We start from the raw sequence: 18246 nt of genomic DNA on the forward strand, positions 1-18246 counted from the left end.
CAAATAGAAGAGCAGATAAAAGCATTTTAGGGTGATAAGACGGACGAGCAAAGGTATGATAGAAGGCGTGGAAGTGACAATCCTCCAAGGTATTCACCACTTTTTCAATAGTAAAGACGAGATGGTCCTGTAGCAAGAAAGAACTGATTTCTAGTGGTAAAGTTGTTTGATTTGTGTTATAGTGAATATGCATGGGATAGCCTTTCTAAATGGTTTATTGTGCAATTCTATTTTACCAAGACTATCGCAACCATGCAAAAAAGCAACGGCAAATCCGTTGCTTTTTTTGGAAATAAGGGACTATTGTCCCAGACTCTTTTTGCTGTAATTAAGTTCTATTGTTAACCAGGTTTCGTTCTGTATAGGATAAATTTTATTATAATTCAAAGCGATATCTATAAATAAAAGTTTTAAAAAGAAGAGCTCATTACAATTCAGACTCAGTTCTTTTTAAATATACTATTTATTTTTTAGCTTTGATAAGTTTACTATATTATAATTTTTCGTTGATGAAGCGGATAAACTGATTCCACCAAACTTTTAAGAAGAAGGCTTTTTCAACTTTCTTTTCTGCTACCATTTCAAAACTAGGACGTTCTGTGGTAATGTAACCTTGACCAATCAAGTCTGAGTCTTCATAAGTCAAATGTCCAACCACTGTTCCGGCTTCAAGTGGTGCTGGAATTGCCTTAGAATCAGGTGTGAATTGAATAGATTGGGAAGCTTGACTCCCAACACGTTCAATTAGAGTGATATCATCTTTGGCAACAGCAGTGACAGTATCTTCTTTTCCATCTTGTACAGGGGCTTTGCTATCTTGATAAGCATCACCTTTCTGAACGATTTTACGAAGTGTGAATGTAGAAGAGATATAATCCATTAGTGAAGATGTAGCTGTGAAACGAGCGTAAGGATTATTGTCTTGATGATCTGCATTCAAAACAACTGTGATAACCCTCATCCCTTTTTCGACGGTAGTACCAACAAAAGATTCTCCAGCCTTGTCTGTTGTCCCTGTCTTAAGTCCATCAAAACCACCACGATGAGCAGGCATGCCTTCTAACATATAGTTGGTAGAAGTGATTGTCATTCCAGCAAAAGTAGAAGAAGGTTTTTTGGTGATTTCCAAGACTTGTGGGTATTTTTTGATGAGATTGCGAGCAACGATAGCGACATCATAAGCACTGAGCTTGTTTTCATCATCTTTTTTAGATCCTGGGTAAATGTTATCCCCTAAAGTCTCATTGTTAAGACCCGTCGTATTGACAACAGTGGCATCCTGAATGCCCCATTCCAAGAGCTTTGCCCGCATCATATCGACGAAATCTTTTTCTGAGCCAGCAATTTTTTCAGCTAACGCAATAGCTGCACTGTTAGCACTGGATACTAGGGTTGCTTCCAGTAGTTGTTCGACGGTATAATTACGAGCCTCCATAGGAACGTTACTCGCTTCAGAATTTGTCGTTAATTTGTATGGATAATCAGAGATATCTACCGGAGTTGATAGTGTAATACTACCGTTTTCCAAGGCTTCATAGACAAGATAAACAGTAATCAATTTTGTGATCGAAGCAATTTCAACTGGCTGGGTTGCATCTTTCTCATAGAGAATTTTACCGGTATTTGCCTCAACAGCAATTGCATGTTTAGCAGCAATATTAAAATCTTGAGCATCAACAGTAGATGCTGCCCCAATAACGGAAAGGCTTAGGAGAGTTAAAATTATTTTTTTCATAGTAAGTTTATTCTATCATAAAGAAAAAAATATTCCCAGTTTCATGATATAAGAAAGAAGCTTTTTTGAAAGTGTGGTAAAATAGATGAATGGAGGTACTTCATGTTTCGTAAGAATAAATTATTTTTTTGGACCAGTGAGATTTTACTATTAACCATCATCTTCTATTTATGGAGACAGATGGGAGCGATTATTACACCTTTTGTAAGCGTTGCAAACACTATCATGATTCCCTTTCTTTTAGGTGGTTTTTTATATTATTTGACCAATCCTATTGTAAATTTTTTACAAAAGTATTTCAGAATTAATCGTATCATTGGTATTCTACTAACCTTGTGTGCCTTGGTCTGGGGCCTTGTTATTGGGGTAGTCTATCTTTTACCGATTTTGATTAATCAGTTGACCAGTTTGATAGCAACAAGTCAGACAATCTACAGTCGTTTGCAAGATTTGATTGTGGATTTATCTACCTATCCAGCCTTTCAAAATTTAGATATTCAAGCGACTATTCAACAGTTAAATCTCTCCTATGTAGATATTCTACAGAATATCCTAAATAATGTAACGAATAGTGTTGGAAGTGTCCTATCTGCGCTCTTTAGTACTGTTTTGATTATTATCATGACCCCTGTATTTTTAATTTATTTTTTGTTAGATGGTCACAAATTCTTGCCGATGCTTGAACGTACTGTTTTAAAGCGAGATAAGTTGCATATTACAGGTCTTTTAAAAAATTTGAATGCTACAATCGCTCGATATATTAGCGGAGTCGCCATTGATGCGATTATTATTGGTTGTTTGGCCTTTATCGGATATAGCGTAATCGGTTTGAAATACGCTTTGGTCTTCGCTATCTTTTCAGGATTAGCCAATCTCATTCCTTATGTAGGCCCAAGTATTGGGCTGATTCCGATGATTATCGCCAATGTCTTTACTGATCCCCATAGAATGCTGATTGCAGTTATTTATATGTTGATTATTCAACAAGTGGATGGAAATATTCTCTACCCTCGTATCGTAGGTGGTGTGATGAAAGTCCATCCAATTACGATTTTAGTATTGCTTTTGTTATCAAGTAATATCTATGGTGTCATTGGTATGATTGTCGCAGTACCAACCTATTCTATCTTGAAAGAAATTTCTAAATTCTTGTCACGTTTGTATGAAAATCATAAAATAATGAAAGAAAGAGAAAGACAATTAGCTAAGTAAAAGTCAGGAAATTCCTGATTTTTCTTTTTCATTAAAGAAGTGATAGAAGTAGAAATACCGTTTAGATTAGCAGATTAAGAATAATTCACAAAAACTTTGTAAAACACTTGCAATTTAGCTGAAATTTGATAAAATAGTAAGGAAAGTTAGACTGTATTGCCTACTGTCTATCTATAAAATATATTTTATTGGAGGCTTTTACTCAAATGGCAAAAGAAAAATACGATCGTAGTAAACCACACGTTAACATTGGTACTATCGGACACGTTGACCACGGTAAAACTACCCTAACTGCAGCTATCACAACTGTTTTGGCACGTCGCTTGCCTTCATCAGTTAACCAACCTAAAGACTATGCGTCTATCGATGCTGCTCCAGAAGAACGCGAACGCGGTATCACAATCAATACTGCACACGTTGAGTACGAAACTGAAAAACGTCACTATGCTCACATCGACGCTCCAGGACACGCGGACTACGTTAAAAACATGATCACTGGTGCTGCTCAAATGGACGGAGCTATCCTTGTAGTAGCTTCAACTGACGGACCAATGCCACAAACTCGTGAACACATCCTTCTTTCACGTCAGGTTGGTGTTAAACACCTTATCGTCTTCATGAACAAAGTTGACTTGGTTGACGATGAAGAATTGCTTGAATTGGTTGAAATGGAAATCCGTGACCTATTGTCAGAATACGACTTCCCAGGTGACGATCTTCCAGTTATCCAAGGTTCAGCTCTTAAAGCCCTTGAAGGTGACACTAAATACGAAGACATCGTTATGGAATTGATGAACACAGTTGATGAGTACATCCCAGAACCAGAACGTGACACTGACAAACCATTGCTTCTTCCAGTCGAAGACGTATTCTCAATCACTGGACGTGGTACAGTTGCTTCAGGACGTATCGACCGTGGTATCGTTAAAGTCAACGACGAAATCGAAATCGTTGGTATCAAAGAAGAAACTCAAAAAGCAGTTGTTACTGGTGTTGAAATGTTCCGTAAACAACTTGACGAAGGTCTTGCCGGAGATAACGTAGGTGTCCTTCTTCGTGGTGTTCAACGTGATGAAATCGAACGTGGACAAGTTATTGCTAAACCAGGTTCAATCAACCCACACACTAAATTTAAAGGTGAAGTCTACATCCTTACTAAAGAAGAAGGTGGACGTCACACTCCATTCTTCAACAACTACCGTCCACAATTCTACTTCCGTACTACTGACGTTACAGGTTCAATCGAACTTCCAGCAGGTACTGAAATGGTAATGCCTGGTGATAACGTGACAATCGACGTTGAGTTGATCCACCCAATCGCCGTAGAACAAGGTACTACATTCTCTATCCGTGAGGGTGGACGTACTGTTGGTTCAGGTATGGTTACAGAAATCGAAGCTTAATTCGATTTAGTTCCCAGAAGAACAATTATTTAAGTCAGACACTAAAAGAATCTTGCTTTGCGAGGTTCTTTTTCATTATGTCACTATTAGTCCGTCTAGCTCCGTTAGGTGCGAGACAAATAAATGATGGCTGTGAAATATTTTTGCTTTTCATGGAAAATTGTTTTGAGAAAGATTCCAGTTTTTTTTGAGGGAAGTAATTTGTAGATATCAAAAAGACAAACACTAAAATGATGTTTGTCTTTGGTGTGTAGTTCCGTTAGTTGGTCAGTTATAATTATGTTAATTAGCAAAACTGATGCAGACCGCTTCTGGAACATGGAAATCGTTGGAAAGTTCTGCTAGACGACCAGTTTCAGGATTGCGTTTAAAGACGGTTGCATTGTCAGAGTCTTGATGGACAGCAATAAGGAATTCTTGGTCTGGTGTCAAATCAAAATCACGTGGAGTCTTACCATCAGTTGGAACGATTTCTAATAACTCTAAGCTACCGTCCGCAAGGATTGTATATACTGCGATAGAATCATGGCCACGGTTAGAGGCGTAGAGGTATTTACCGTCTTTAGAGAGACGAATAGCAGCTGTTCCATTAAATCCTTCGTAACCGACTGGTAGAGTTGAAACAACCTGCATGCGTTCAAATTCACCAACACCATCGTAAATTAAAACTTCGATAGTGCTATTGAGTTCACAAATGAGATAAGCGATTTTATAGTGATTATGGAAAACGATATGGCGTGAACCTGCTCCTGGCTGACTGTGATAGGTATAGAGTTTAGATAATTTCCCTTCTTGATCAAGGTCATAAGTGATGACTTGGTCAGTTCCCAAGTCGCAGGTCACTAGATAGTGGTCAGGTGTTAAGTCTGTAAAGTGAACATGGGGTGAAGCTTGATTTTCGTGTGGACCTTGGCCACTGTGTTGATCCACATCACTAAGTATAAGACGACCATCTTCCTGACGTTTATAAACAAGGACCTGCCCCTTGTGGTAGTTGGCCGCATAGACTAAATCACGCTTTTCATCCACAGCAACATAACAGTGGGGAGCTCCTTCTTCCACGACATGATTTACTAAGGTCCCGTCAGTTTGATAGGCTGCAATGCCCCCCTTATCATCTTGACTACCAACAGTGTATAAATGTTGGTGCTGGTCAAAGGCAAGGTAGGTTGGACTTGGCTCAGCTGCAAAAAGTTCTAGATTTGAAAGCTGCCCAGTTTCTGTATCAAAGTCTGCCTTGTAAATCCCTTGGGAAATACGACGTGTGTAAGTTCCAAAATAAACAGTTTCTTTCATGACTATACCTCTTTATAAAGATAAGACTATTATATCACAAAATAGATTCACAATATGATATGCGGTACAATTCAATGGTTTGTAAGCACTTTAAAAAAGAGTTATTTTGATTTAAAAATGGTATAATGAGAGAACAATAGAAAGGAAGTATTTATGGAGCAAAAAGAGAAACATTTTAGCTTATCTTGGTTTTTCAAGTGGTTTTTAGATAACAAGGCAATTACGGTATTTTTGGTAACCTTATTAATGGGACTGAATCTTTTTATTTTAAGTAAGATTAGTTTTCTATTTTCACCTGTTTTAGACTTTTTGGCAGTCGTGATGTTGCCAGTCATTTTATCTGGTTTACTATACTATTTATTGAATCCTATTGTTGATTGGATGGAGAAACATAAAATCAATCGTGTCATAGCGATTAGTATTGTCTTTGTCATCATCGCTCTCTTTATCATTTGGGGATTGGCAGTAGCTATTCCAAATCTGCAACGTCAGGTTTTAAGTTTTGCAAGGAATGTTCCAGTCTACCTTGAAGATGCTGATAGAGTTATTGATGATCTGGTAACCAAGCGTTTACCAGATGATTTCAGACCTCAGTTAGAACAAGTTTTGACAAACTTCTCAAGTCAGGCTACAGTTTGGGCAAGTAAGGTTTCATCTCAAGCAGTCAACTGGGTGAGCGCCTTTATTAGCGGGGCTTCTCAAGTGATTGTTGCCTTGATTATCGTTCCTTTCATGCTCTTTTATCTCTTACGTGATGGAAAAGGACTACGTCACTATTTGACCCAATTCATGCCAACGAAATTGAAAGAACCTGTTGGACAGGTTTTGTCAGATGTGAATCAGCAGTTGTCCAACTATGTTCGAGGGCAAGTGACAGTGGCTATTATTGTAGCGGTAATGTTTATGATTTTCTTCAAGATTATTGGTTTACGCTATGCGGTTACGCTGGGTGTAACTGCTGGTATTTTAAATCTGGTTCCTTATCTTGGTAGCTTCCTAGCCATGCTTCCTGCCCTAGTATTGGGCTTGATTGCTGGGCCAGTTATGCTTTTAAAAGTAGTGATTGTCTTTATAGTAGAACAAACTATTGAAGGCCGTTTTGTCTCTCCATTGATTTTGGGAAGTCAATTAAACATCCATCCCATTAATGTTCTCTTTGTTTTGTTAACTTCAGGATCCATGTTTGGTATCTGGGGAGTTTTACTCGGTATTCCGGTTTATGCTTCTGCTAAAGTTGTCATTTCAGCCATTTTTGAATGGTATAAGGTAGTCAGTGGCCTATATGAACTAGAAGGGGAGGAAGTCAAGAGTGAACAATAGTCAACAGATGTTACAGGCTTTGGAAGAACAAGATTTAGGTAAGGCAGAACATTATTTCGTCAAAGCTTTAGAAAATGATCCAAGTGACCTTCTGTATGAGTTGGCAACTTATCTTGAAGGGATTGGTTTTTATCTTCAGGCCAAGGAAATTTACCTGAAAATTGTAGAAGATTTTCCAGAGGTTCATCTTAATCTAGCAGCTATTGCTAGCGAGGATGGTCAAATCGAAGAAGCCTTTGCCTATCTAGAGGAAATCCAAGCTGACAGTGACTGGTATGTGTCGGCTTTGGCTCTGAAGGCAGACCTTTACCAGATGGAAGGTTTGACAGATGTGGCGCGTGAGAAATTGTTAGAAGCATTGACTTACTCAGAGGATCCTCTCTTGATATTGGGCTTGGCAGAGTTGGATAGTGAGTTGGAAAATTATCAAGAGGCCATTCAAGGCTATGCCCAGTTAGATAATCGTACTATTTATGAGCAAACAGGCATTTCTACCTATCAACGGATTGGCTTTGCCTATGCCCAGTTGGGGAAATTTGAAACAGCTACAGAGTTTTTAGAAAAAGCCCTGGAGTTAGAATACGATGACCTAACAGCTTTTGAGTTGGCCAGTCTTTACTTTGATCAAGAAGAATACCAAAAAGCTGTCCTCTACTTTAAGCAGCTTGATACCATTTCACCTGATTTTGAAGGATATGAGTATGGTTACAGTCAGGCCTTACATAAGGAACATCAAGTTCAAGAAGCCCTGCGTATCGCTAAGCAAGGCTTAGAGAAAAATCCCTTTGAAACTCGCCTCTTGCTAGCTGCTTCACAATTCTCTTATGAACTGCATGATGCCAGTAGTGCAGAAAACTACCTCCTTACTGCTAAAGAAGATGCTGAGGATACGGAAGAAATCTTACTCCGTCTAGCAACTATTTATCTGGAGCAGGAGCGTTATGAGGATATTCTAGACTTGCAAAGTGAGGAGCCAGAAAATCTTTTGACCAAGTGGATGATTGCTCGTTCCTATCAAGAGATGGACGATTTGGATACTGCCTATGAGCATTACCAAGAGTTGGCAGGAGATTTGAAAGACAATCCAGAATTTCTAGAACACTATATCTATCTCTTGCGTGAACTGGGCTACTTTGAGGAAGCCAAAGTCAATGCCCAAGCTTACTTAAAACTAGTTCCAGATGATGTGCAAATGCAAGAATTGTTTGAGACATTGTAAGAATATATTTTTAAAAACTGTATCTTATCATTTTTGATAATAAAATCTAAAGGCTATTTTATCTATTGTACGATGAGAGTATATTTGAGTTGTTGTGTTTGTATTCGAGTTTCCAATATAAGACATAAGAAGTGAGATAAGTAATATTTTTAAAAGTACAATCTTAGACTTTATAGTAAAAGAAAAAGTTCTCATTTCATAAGTGACAGATTGAATAGAAAGTCCTTAGACTAAAAGTTTCTAAGGGCTTTTCTTTGTGTGAAATCGCAAAATAGAGGTAAGAAAAGTTGTGAGATGTTTGCCATTTTTCATAAAAAAACGAGACTACGATTGCAATCATGTTGATTATTACACGCTAGAGGAACTCGTTCCGCAAGACTATATTCTTCGTCAGGTTGAGTCAGTTCTCGATTTTCCTTCATCTATGATTTAATCGAATCCAATAACCACAAATATACTTACCAAGTGTTAGATAATCAAGCTAAGTTTATAAGTGAGCAACTGGAAGTTTAGATTGACTTAGATCGGAAAAAGCACGGAAAAAAGGGTGGGAAAGCTTTTTTATTTTGCATTGAAAAGTATTTTATAGATGTTTCAACTTATTTTAAGTATAGTAGCGTAGAGAATACAAAAAAGACAAACACTAAAATGATGTTTGTCTTCGGTCTGAGGTTCCTATGAAATGAGAACCTAGTTATAATTAGTTCTTAGAAGCTGCTTGGAATTCTGGGTTTTTCCATGCTTCGTCAATGATAGCTTGCAATTCTTTAGCAGATGCTTGCATTTTTTGAGTTTCTGCGTCGTTCAATGGAATGTTTACTGGACGAACGATACCATGTGCACCAACAACAGCTGGTTGACCGATAAAGACATTCTTAACTCCGTATTGACCTTCTTGGAATACTGAAAGTGGAAGTACTGCGTTTTCGTCGTCAAGGATTGCTTTAGTGATACGAGCAAGGGCTACTGCGATACCGTAGTATGTTGCACCTTTTTTGTTGATGATTGTGTAGGCTGCATCACGAACACCTTCGAACAATTCAATCAATTCAGCTTCTTGAACATTTTGAGTGTCTTTAAGGAATTCTTCAAGGTTTACACCAGCGATGTTTGCGTGTGACCAAACAGCGAACTCAGAGTCACCGTGTTCACCCATGATGTAAGCGTGAACTGAACGAGCATCTACATCCAATTTTTCAGCAAGTGCTTGACGGAAACGAGCTGAGTCAAGTGAAGTACCTGAACCGATAACGCGTTCTTTAGGGAAACCAGAGAATTTCCAAGTTGAGTAAGTCAAAACGTCAACTGGGTTAGCAGCAACAAGGAAGATACCTTTGAAACCTGATTCAACAACTTGAGTTACGATTGATTTGTTGATAGCAAGGTTTTTACCTACAAGGTCAAGACGAGTTTCACCTGGTTTTTGAGGCGCACCTGCAGTGATCACAACAAGGTCAGCGTCTGCACAGTCAGAGTATTGAGCTGCATAGATTTTTTTAGGTGAAGTGAAGGCAAGGGCGTGACTAAGGTCAAGCGCGTCACCAACAGCTTTTTCATGCAATTGTGGAATTTCGATAATTCCAAGCTCTTGTGCAATTCCTTGGTTAACAAGTGCAAAAGCGTAAGAAGAACCTACAGCACCATCACCGACAAGGATAACTTTTTTGTGTTGTTTAGTTGAAGTCATTATTCTAAACATCTCCTTAATTTTATTCAGGGATTTCCCAGTTATTTTAATTCTATCACTTTTAAAAAGCTTTGTCACGGATATGCATTTCAGTTCTTGATGTAAACGTTTTAGTGATTTTAGATACCTGAAATATAGCGGACATTATGGTATAATATAGTTAATTACTAATAGTGAAATGAGGCATTTATTAATGCAGGATAGAAATTTAGTGAATGTCAATCTGACAAAGGAGATGAAGACGAGCTTTATCGACTACGCCATGAGTGTTATCGTAGCGCGGGCCCTTCCTGATGTTCGAGATGGCTTGAAACCTGTTCACCGTCGGATTCTCTATGGAATGAATGAACTGGGTGTTACTCCAGACAAACCCCATAAAAAATCTGCTCGTATTACAGGGGATGTCATGGGTAAATATCACCCACACGGGGATTCCTCTATCTATGAAGCCATGGTTCGTATGGCTCAATGGTGGAGTTACCGTTACATGCTTGTAGATGGTCATGGGAACTTTGGTTCCATGGATGGTGATGGTGCTGCTGCCCAGCGTTATACAGAGGCACGCATGAGTAAGATTGCTCTGGAAATGCTTCGTGATATCAATAAAAATACAGTTGATTTCGTTGATAACTATGACGCGAACGAACGTGAACCCTTGGTATTGCCAGCGCGCTTTCCAAATCTTTTGGTTAATGGAGCGACTGGTATTGCTGTTGGGATGGCAACTAATATTCCACCTCATAACTTGGGTGAAACCATTGATGCAGTGAAGTTAGTTATGGACAATCCTGAAGTGACCACTAAGGACTTGATGGAAGTCTTACCTGGGCCAGATTTTCCAACTGGTGCTCTTGTTATGGGGAAATCAGGTATTCATAAGGCTTATGAAACAGGTAAAGGATCGATTGTCCTTCGTTCTCGCACTGAAATTGAAGAAACTAAGACTGGCCGTGAGCGCATCGTTGTGACAGAATTTCCATACATGGTAAATAAAACCAAGGTACATGAGCATATTGTTCGTTTGGTTCAGGAAAAACGCATTGAGGGAATAACAGCAGTACGTGATGAGTCAAACCGTGAAGGTGTTCGATTTGTTATCGAAGTTAAGCGCGATGCCTCAGCCAATGTTATCCTCAACAATCTTTTCAAGATGACCCAGATGCAAACCAACTTTGGTTTTAATATGTTGGCGATTCAAAATGGTGTACCCAAGATTTTGTCTCTTCGTCAGATTTTGGACGCTTATATTGAGCACCAAAAAGAAGTGGTTGTTCGTCGTACACGTTTTGATAAGGAAAAAGCAGAAGCGCGTGCTCATATCTTAGAAGGTCTCTTGATTGCGCTAGATCATATCGATGAAGTGATTCGTATCATCCGTGCTAGTGAAACGGATGCTGAGGCACAAGCTGAGTTGATGAGCAAATTCAAGTTATCTGAACGTCAAAGTCAAGCCATTCTTGATATGCGTCTTCGTCGTTTGACAGGTTTGGAACGCGATAAGATTCAGTCTGAGTATGATGACCTCTTGGCTCTGATTGCAGATTTAGCAGATATTCTAGCTAAGCCAGAACGTGTTTCTCAAATTATCAAGGATGAATTAGATGAAGTCAAGCGTAAGTTTGGTGACCAACGTCGTACGGAATTGATGGTCGGTGAAGTCTTAAGCCTCGAAGATGAGGATTTGATTGAAGAAACGGATGTCTTGATTACACTTTCTAACAAGGGATACATCAAACGTCTCGACCAAGCTGAGTTCACCGCTCAAAAACGTGGTGGTCGTGGTGTTCAAGGTACAGGTGTTAAGGATGATGATTTTGTTCGTGAGTTAGTGTCAACTAGCACCCATGATCACCTACTCTTCTTTACAAATAAAGGACGTGTCTATCGCCTGAAAGGCTATGAAATTCCTGAGTATGGCCGTACTGCTAAGGGATTGCCAATTGTCAATCTTTTGAAATTGGATGAAGGTGAAAGTATTCAGACCATCATCAATGTTGAATCTGAACGCAGCGATGACGCTTATCTCTTCTTCACAACTCGTCATGGTATTGTGAAGAGAACCAGCGTTAAGGAATTTGCTAATATTCGTCAGAATGGACTCAAGGCTTTAAACCTCAAGGATGAAGATGAGTTGATTAATGTCTTGCTGACAGAAGAGGATACGGATATTATCATTGGTACCAAGTTTGGTTATTCAGTTCGCTTTAATCAATCAGCGGTTCGTGGTATGAGTCGTATCGCCACTGGTGTGAAAGGTGTTAATCTCCGTGAGGGGGACACAGTTGTTGGTGCTAGTGTGATTACAGACCAGGACGAGGTTCTTATCATCACAGACAAAGGATATGGTAAGCGAACAGTTGCGACTGAATATCCAACTAAAGGTCGTGGTGGTAAAGGGATGCAAACTGCTAAAATTACGGAAAAGAATGGTTCCCTTGCTGGTCTTATGACAGTAAAAGGTGATGAAGATTTGATGATTATTACTGATACAGGTGTCATGATTCGAACCAACGTTGCCAATATTTCACAAACAGGTCGCTCAACTATGGGAGTTAAAGTGATGCGCCTGGACCAAGATGCCAAAATTGTAACCTTTACTACGGTTGCAGCGGCAGAAAAAGAAGAAGTTGGGACAGGAAACGAAACAGAAGGTGAAGCATAATGTCTCATAAAAAGAACAAAAAGAAAACAAACCGTAAAAATTTATTAATCAATATCTTGGCAGGGTTTTTAATCCTCTTGTCAGTGGCTTTGATTTTCAATTCAAAAATTCGTGATATGTTCATGGTTTGGAATACCAATAAATACCAAGTCAGCCAAGTATCAAAAGAAAAATTGGAAGAAAATCAAGATACAGAAGGCAATTTTGACTTTGATTCTGTAAAAGCCATCTCGTCAGAAGCTGTTTTATCCTCACAATGGGATTCGCAAAAATTGCCTGTTATCGGTGGAATTGCTGTTCCTGAGGTAGAAATTAACTTGCCTATTTTTAAGGGGCTTGATAATGTCAATCTCTTCTATGGAGCTGGTACAATGAAGCGTGACCAAGTGATGGGGAAAGGAAACTATTCACTTGCGAGCCACCACATCTTTACAGCAGAAAATGCCAGTCAAATGCTCTTTTCTCCATTGGCACGCGCTAAAAATGGGATGAAAATTTATCTAACTGATAAGGATAAAGTTTATACCTATGAAATCCGTGAAGTGAAGCATGTGACACCAGATCGCGTCGATGAGATTGATGATCGTAGTGGTTTTGATGAAATCACACTTGTAACCTGTGTAGACTATGATGCGACAGAGCGTATTATCGTAAAAGGTGACTTGAAAGATACAAAAGATTATTCACAAACACCTGAAGAAATTCTAACAGCTTTCAATCAACCATATAAACAGCGCTATTAATAGTTAAAGAATCAGTAAACATTTTATTTTACTGGTTCTTTTTATATTGCTTTATAAGCATGCTAAGTAATGATAAATCAATACAAATACTAGCATTTTTCAAAAACAATTACCTATTTTAATATTTTTTGTTATAATACTAAATATAAAAAAATTGGAGACGTTTATGAGTTCGTCAGAGTTTATTTCGAAGATTGATTATTATTGCCACAAGAAAGAAAGTCTTTTCAAGCAAAGTAAGTTAAAGTATGCAATTCGTTCTATGTTTGCAGGTGCTTTTTTAACCTTCAGTACAGCTGCTGGAGCTATTGGTGCGGATTTACTTAATAGTATTGTTCCAAGTAGTGGGTATTTCCTGTTCCCATTTGTTTTTGCTTGGGGGCTGGTTTATATCGTCTTTTTAAATGCGGAATTGGTAACTTCCAATATGATGTATTTAACAGCAGGCGCATTTTTGAAAAAGATTGATTGGAAAAAGGCAATGATTATTTTACTCTATTGTACTTTGTTTAATCTCATTGGTGCCTTGGTAGCTGGATGGGCCTTTGCCAACTCGTCAGCCTTTTCGCATTTGACCCATGATAGTTTCCTTCCTAAGCTTGTAGCCAAGAAATTGGCGCGTCCAAGTGATTTAGTCCTGCTTGAGGGAATTCTTGCCAATGTATTTGTAAATATTGCCATTCTTTCATCTATACTAGTCAAAGATGGTACTGCCAAACTATGGATTATTTTATCAGCTATTTCCATGTTTGTCTTCTTGTCCAATGAGCACATCGCTGCCAATTTTGCTTCCTTTAGTATTATGAAATTCAGCATGATTGCTGATCAAGTACCTCACTTTGATCTTCCAAATATCCTTCGACATTGGGGTGTAACCTTTATTGCTAACTTTATAGGTGGAGGTCTTCTGATTGGTTTACCGTATGCCTTTCTAAATAAGAATGAAGATACATATGTTGATTAAGAAGAGTTAGTGTATCAGGGAGAATCAGAATGATTCTCTCTTTTTCTTTTACAAAATAGGCTTGCAGAGAAAATCGTTTTTAAATTGTAAAAATAAAATATATTAAATGGAATAAAAGTTATTCCATATAACCTCAATATTCTAATAACTAAAACTTCTAAAAGCTTGTTATTAAAACAATGTAAACGATTGCTGGATTTATAAATTTATTAAAAATGCAATTAGGAAAGGCTTTTCATTATATCTATTTTATGTTATAATTATCACAAATAAAAGTTTTAGGAGTTTATTATGGTTTCTTCAGAATTTATCTCAAAGATTGAATTTGCTTGCAAGAAGAAAGAAAGTCTTTATAGTCAAAGCAAATTTAAGTATGCGATTCGTTCGATGTTCGCAGGTGCATTTTTAACCTTCAGTACGGCTGCAGGTGCAGTTGGGGCTGATTTGATTAATAAAATTGCACCAGGTAGTGGACGTTTCCTCTTCCCATTTGTCTTTGCTTGGGGCTTGGCCTACATTGTTTTCTTGAATGCCGAGTTGGTAACATCAAACATGATGTTCTTGACTGCTGGTAGTTTCTTGAAAAAAATCTCTTGGAGAAAGACAGCTGAGATTTTACTTTACTGTACCTTGTTCAACCTTATTGGGGCTTTGATAGCAGGTTGGGGCTTTGCCCACTCAGCAGCTTATGCACATCTGACACACGATAGTTTCATCTCAGGGGTTGTTGAGATGAAGTTAGGTCGCTCAAATGAATTAGTCTTGCTTGAGGGGATTTTGGCAAATATTTTCGTTAATATTGCGATTCTTTCATTTGTTTTGGTCAAAGATGGCGGTGCTAAACTATGGCTCGTTTTATCAGCGATTTACATGTTTGTATTCTTAACAAACGAGCACATTGCGGCGAACTTTGCTTCTTTCGCGATTGTAAAATTCAGTGTTGCTGCTGATTCAATTGCTAACTTCGGTGTTGGAAATATGCTTCGTCACTGGGGTGTAACCTTCATCGGAAACTTTATCGGAGGAGGTCTCTTGATGGGTCTTCCATATGCCTTCCTCAATAAAAACGAAGATACTTATGTAGATTAAGGAAATGAGCACGATTGAATCGTGCTTTTTGGTTTGGTAAGAAGCAATAGTCGCTCCTTATATCAAAATATAGAAAAGAGGTATTAGTCAAGATAGGTCGATAGTGCTACAATATCCTTAATCAAACTATTTGGAGATCGTTTTATGACTCGTGATTTTAAATTTGAAACTCTACAATTGCATGCTGGTCAAGTTGTGGATCCAGCTACCAAGTCTCGTGCAGTGCCGATTTATCAAACAACATCCTTCGTTTTTGATGATACGCAGGAAGGTGCCGATTTGTTTGCCTTGAGAAAACCAGGGAACATTTATACTCGTATCACAAATCCTACAACAGCAGCTTTTGAAGAAAGAATTGCTGCTCTTGAAGGTGGTGTTGGAGCTCTTGCAACAGCATCAGGTATGGCCGCAGTGACTTATACGATTTTGGCGCTTGCCCATGCTGGTGATCATGTAGTAGCGGCATCAACTATTTACGGCGGGACCTTCAATCTCTTGAAAGAAACCCTTCCTCGTTATGGTATCACAACAACCTTTGTCGATGTGGATAATTTGGAGGAAGTAGAAGCAGCTATCAATGACAATACTAAGCTTGTCTTGATTGAAACCTTAGGTAACCCTTTGATTAACATTCCTGACTTGGAAAAATTGGCTGAGATTGCGCATAAACACCAGATTCCTCTCGTTTCGGACAATACTTTTGCCACACCATATTTGATTAATGTCTTTTCTCACGGTGTAGATATTGCCATTCACTCTGCAACTAAGTTTATCGGTGGGCATGGTACGACTATTGGAGGAGTGATTGTTGACAGTGGTCGTTTTGACTGGGCGGCTTCAGGGAAATTCCCTCAATTTGTTGAGGAAGACCCAAGTTACCACAATTTAAGCTATACTCGTGATGTTGGTGCAGCAGCCTTTATTATTGCTGTTCGTGTTCAGTTGCTTCGTGATACAGGCGCTGCCTTGTCGCCATTTAATGCATTCTTGTTACTTCAAGGACTGGAAACCCTTTCTCTTCGTGTCGAACGTCATGTACAAAATGCAGAGAAAATTGTTGATTTCCTTGTCAACCATCCTAAGGTAGAAAAAGTTAACTATCCAAAACTTGCAGACAGTCCTTATCATGCCTTGACTGAGAAATATTTACCAAAAGGTGTGGGTTCAATCTTTACCTTCCATGTCAAAGGTGGGGAGGCAGAAGCTCGCAAGGTAATTGATAATCTGGAAATCTTCTCTGACCTTGCAAACGTAGCAGACGCTAAATCTCTTGTTGTCCATCCTGCGACAACTACCCACGGTCAGTTGTCAGAAAAGGATCTAGAAGCAGCAGGTGTCACACCAAACCAAATCCGCTTGTCTATCGGTCTTGAAAATGTAGAAGATTTGATTGAAGACTTGCGCTTGGCTTTGGAAAAAATTTAAAGTAAAAGATATAAACAGTGGGTTTCGACTCACTGTTTTTGATTTTCCCTCAGGCATGATATAATGGTTACAGAAGTCTAGAAAGAGGGAAGTTATGAACGAAATCAAATGCCCTAACTGTGGGGAAGTCTTTACAGTAAATGAAAGTCAGTATGCCGAACTTTTGTCCCAAGTGAGAACGGCAGAGTTTGATAAGGAATTACACGATCGCATGAAGCAGGAATTGGCTTTGGTTGAGCAAAAGGCCATGAATGAGCAACAGTCTAAACTAGCTCAAAAAGACCAAGAAATCGCGCAATTACAGAGTCAAATCCAAAACTTTGATACAGAGAAAGAGTTGGCCAAGAAAGAAGTTGAACAGACAAGCCATGAGGCCTTATTAGCAAAGGACAAGGAAGTGCAGGCCTTGGAAAACCAATTGGCTACCTTGCGTTTGGAGCATGAAAATCAACTGCAAAAGTCCCTTTCTGGCCTTGAAAAAGAACGAGATCAGGTCAAAAATCAACTCCTCTTGCAAGAAAAAGAAAATGAGTTATCTTTGGCTTCTGTTAAGCAGAATTACGAAGCCCAGCTTAAAGCAGCTAGTGAACAAGTCGAATTTTACAAGAATTTTAAGGCTCAACAATCTACCAAGGCTATCGGTGAAAGTCTGGAACAGTATGCAGAAAGTGAGTTTAACAAGGTTCGCAGTTTTGCCTTTCCAAATGCTTACTTTGAGAAGGATAACAAGGTCTCTGCGCGTGGGTCTAAAGGGGACTTTATCTTCCGTGAGAGTGATGAAAATGGAGTGGAAATCATTTCCATCATGTTTGAGATGAAAAACGAAGCGGATGGAACAGAGAAGAAGCATAAGAATGCGGACTTCTACAAGGAATTGGACAGGGACCGTCGGGAGAAGAACTGTGAGTATGCGGTTTTGGTAACCATGCTTGAGGCAGATAACGACTACTTTAACACAGGGATTGTTGACGTCAGCCACGAGTATGAAAAGATGTATGTGGTTCGCCCTCAATTCTTTATCCAGTTGATTGGGCTCTTGCGTAATGCAGCGCTTAATTCTCTAAAATATAAGCAGGAGTTGGCCTTGGTTCGGGAGCAAAATATTGATATTACACATTTTGAGGAAGATTTGGATGCCTTTAAACTAGCCTTTGCCAAGAACTACAACTCAGCTTCAACCAATTTTGGTAAAGCTATTGATGAAATCGACAAGGCCATCAAACGCATGGAAGAGGTGAAGAAGTTCCTAACCACATCCGGAAACCAACTCCGCCTCGCTAACAACAAGTTGGAAGATGTCTCTGTAAAAAAATTGACTCGAAAAAATCCAACCATGAAAGCGAAGTTTGAAGCGCTGAAGGGGGAGTAAGATCACCTTAAAAACAGTAGTTTCTATGAAAAAAGTTGTAGAAATTATTAGAACATGGTCAGCTGATAAAATAGAATTAATTTTTCTTAAAATCTGGAGGTACTTTGCTAGCTCATTTAGCT

The 18246-nt window shown here is 38.8% G+C and carries 14 protein-coding genes and 1 pseudogene; 11 read left to right on the plus strand and 4 right to left on the minus strand.

Annotated elements, in window-relative coordinates:
- A pseudogene (locus QM409_RS00005) lies at positions 1-193 on the minus strand (IS1182 family transposase); the annotation flags it as partial.
- On the opposite strand from QM409_RS00005, the gene QM409_RS00010 reads away from it, so the two are divergent.
- A complete protein-coding gene (locus QM409_RS00010) occupies positions 154-345 on the plus strand; it encodes a hypothetical protein (protein WP_414305016.1) in 192 nt (63 codons plus the stop codon). The pseudogene QM409_RS00005 and the gene QM409_RS00010 overlap by 40 nt on opposite strands.
- 148 nt (positions 346-493) lie before the next feature.
- Here the strand turns inward: QM409_RS00010 and pbp3 are convergent, their stop codons facing one another.
- Positions 494-1735, minus strand: a complete 1242-nt coding sequence (pbp3, locus tag QM409_RS00015; RefSeq protein WP_414305015.1) for a D-alanyl-D-alanine carboxypeptidase PBP3 — start codon at positions 1733-1735, stop codon at positions 494-496.
- A gap of 102 nt (positions 1736-1837) precedes the next feature.
- Here pbp3 and QM409_RS00020 point away from each other — a divergent pair, with 102 nt between their 5' ends.
- Entirely contained in the window at positions 1838-2947 is a 1110-nt protein-coding gene (locus tag QM409_RS00020; protein WP_414305014.1) for an AI-2E family transporter, read from the plus strand.
- Between the two features lie 206 nt (positions 2948-3153).
- The gene (gene tuf, locus QM409_RS00025; protein ID WP_001040726.1) at positions 3154-4350 is read left to right on the plus strand and encodes an elongation factor Tu; all 1197 of its coding nucleotides are present in this window, start codon (positions 3154-3156) and stop codon (positions 4348-4350) included.
- A 282-nt stretch (positions 4351-4632) separates the two neighbouring features.
- Here tuf and QM409_RS00030 read toward each other — a convergent pair whose 3' ends face one another.
- Positions 4633-5646, minus strand: a complete 1014-nt coding sequence (locus tag QM409_RS00030; protein ID WP_414305013.1) for a lactonase family protein — start codon at positions 5644-5646, stop codon at positions 4633-4635.
- 153 nt (positions 5647-5799) lie between these two features.
- On the opposite strand from QM409_RS00030, the gene QM409_RS00035 reads away from it, so the two are divergent.
- The gene (locus QM409_RS00035) at positions 5800-6966 is read left to right on the plus strand and encodes an AI-2E family transporter (RefSeq protein WP_000435460.1); all 1167 of its coding nucleotides are present in this window, start codon (positions 5800-5802) and stop codon (positions 6964-6966) included.
- Positions 6956-8185, plus strand: coding sequence for a tetratricopeptide repeat protein (locus QM409_RS00040; protein WP_414305012.1), 1230 nt, complete (start codon positions 6956-6958; stop codon positions 8183-8185). Before QM409_RS00035 ends, QM409_RS00040 begins: the two co-directional genes overlap by 11 nt.
- 700 nt (positions 8186-8885) lie before the next feature.
- Here the strand turns inward: QM409_RS00040 and QM409_RS00045 are convergent.
- On the minus strand, positions 8886-9872 hold the full coding sequence (locus QM409_RS00045) for an L-lactate dehydrogenase (protein ID WP_000204728.1): 987 nt from the start codon (positions 9870-9872) through the stop codon (positions 8886-8888).
- Between the two features lie 193 nt (positions 9873-10065).
- Here QM409_RS00045 and gyrA point away from each other — a divergent pair, with 193 nt between their 5' ends.
- The 6 genes from gyrA (at position 10066) to QM409_RS00075 (ending at position 18124) form a co-directional block, all read left to right on the plus strand.
- Entirely contained in the window at positions 10066-12534 is a 2469-nt protein-coding gene (gyrA, locus tag QM409_RS00050) for a DNA gyrase subunit A (RefSeq protein ID WP_084929536.1), read from the plus strand.
- Positions 12534-13277, plus strand: coding sequence for a class A sortase (locus QM409_RS00055; RefSeq protein WP_261029929.1), 744 nt, complete (start codon positions 12534-12536; stop codon positions 13275-13277). The genes gyrA and QM409_RS00055 overlap by 1 nt, the downstream gene beginning before the upstream one ends.
- A gap of 166 nt (positions 13278-13443) precedes the next feature.
- Positions 13444-14241 carry a formate/nitrite transporter family protein gene (locus QM409_RS00060; protein ID WP_049543547.1) on the plus strand — a complete coding sequence of 266 codons (798 nt, stop codon included), beginning with the start codon at positions 13444-13446 and terminating at the stop codon, positions 14239-14241.
- 291 nt (positions 14242-14532) lie between these two features.
- Positions 14533-15330, plus strand: a complete 798-nt coding sequence (locus QM409_RS00065; protein ID WP_000254778.1) for a formate/nitrite transporter family protein — start codon at positions 14533-14535, stop codon at positions 15328-15330.
- Between the two features lie 144 nt (positions 15331-15474).
- Entirely contained in the window at positions 15475-16755 is a 1281-nt protein-coding gene (locus QM409_RS00070) for an O-acetylhomoserine aminocarboxypropyltransferase/cysteine synthase family protein (protein ID WP_414305011.1), read from the plus strand.
- 94 nt (positions 16756-16849) lie between these two features.
- The gene (locus QM409_RS00075; RefSeq protein ID WP_414305010.1) at positions 16850-18124 is read left to right on the plus strand and encodes a DUF2130 domain-containing protein; all 1275 of its coding nucleotides are present in this window, start codon (positions 16850-16852) and stop codon (positions 18122-18124) included.
- The last annotated feature ends 122 nt before the right edge of the window (positions 18125-18246 follow it).

Origin of the sequence: Streptococcus mitis (assembly GCF_047465045.1) — a bacterium.
GTDB lineage: Bacteria > Bacillota > Bacilli > Lactobacillales > Streptococcaceae > Streptococcus > Streptococcus mitis_DT.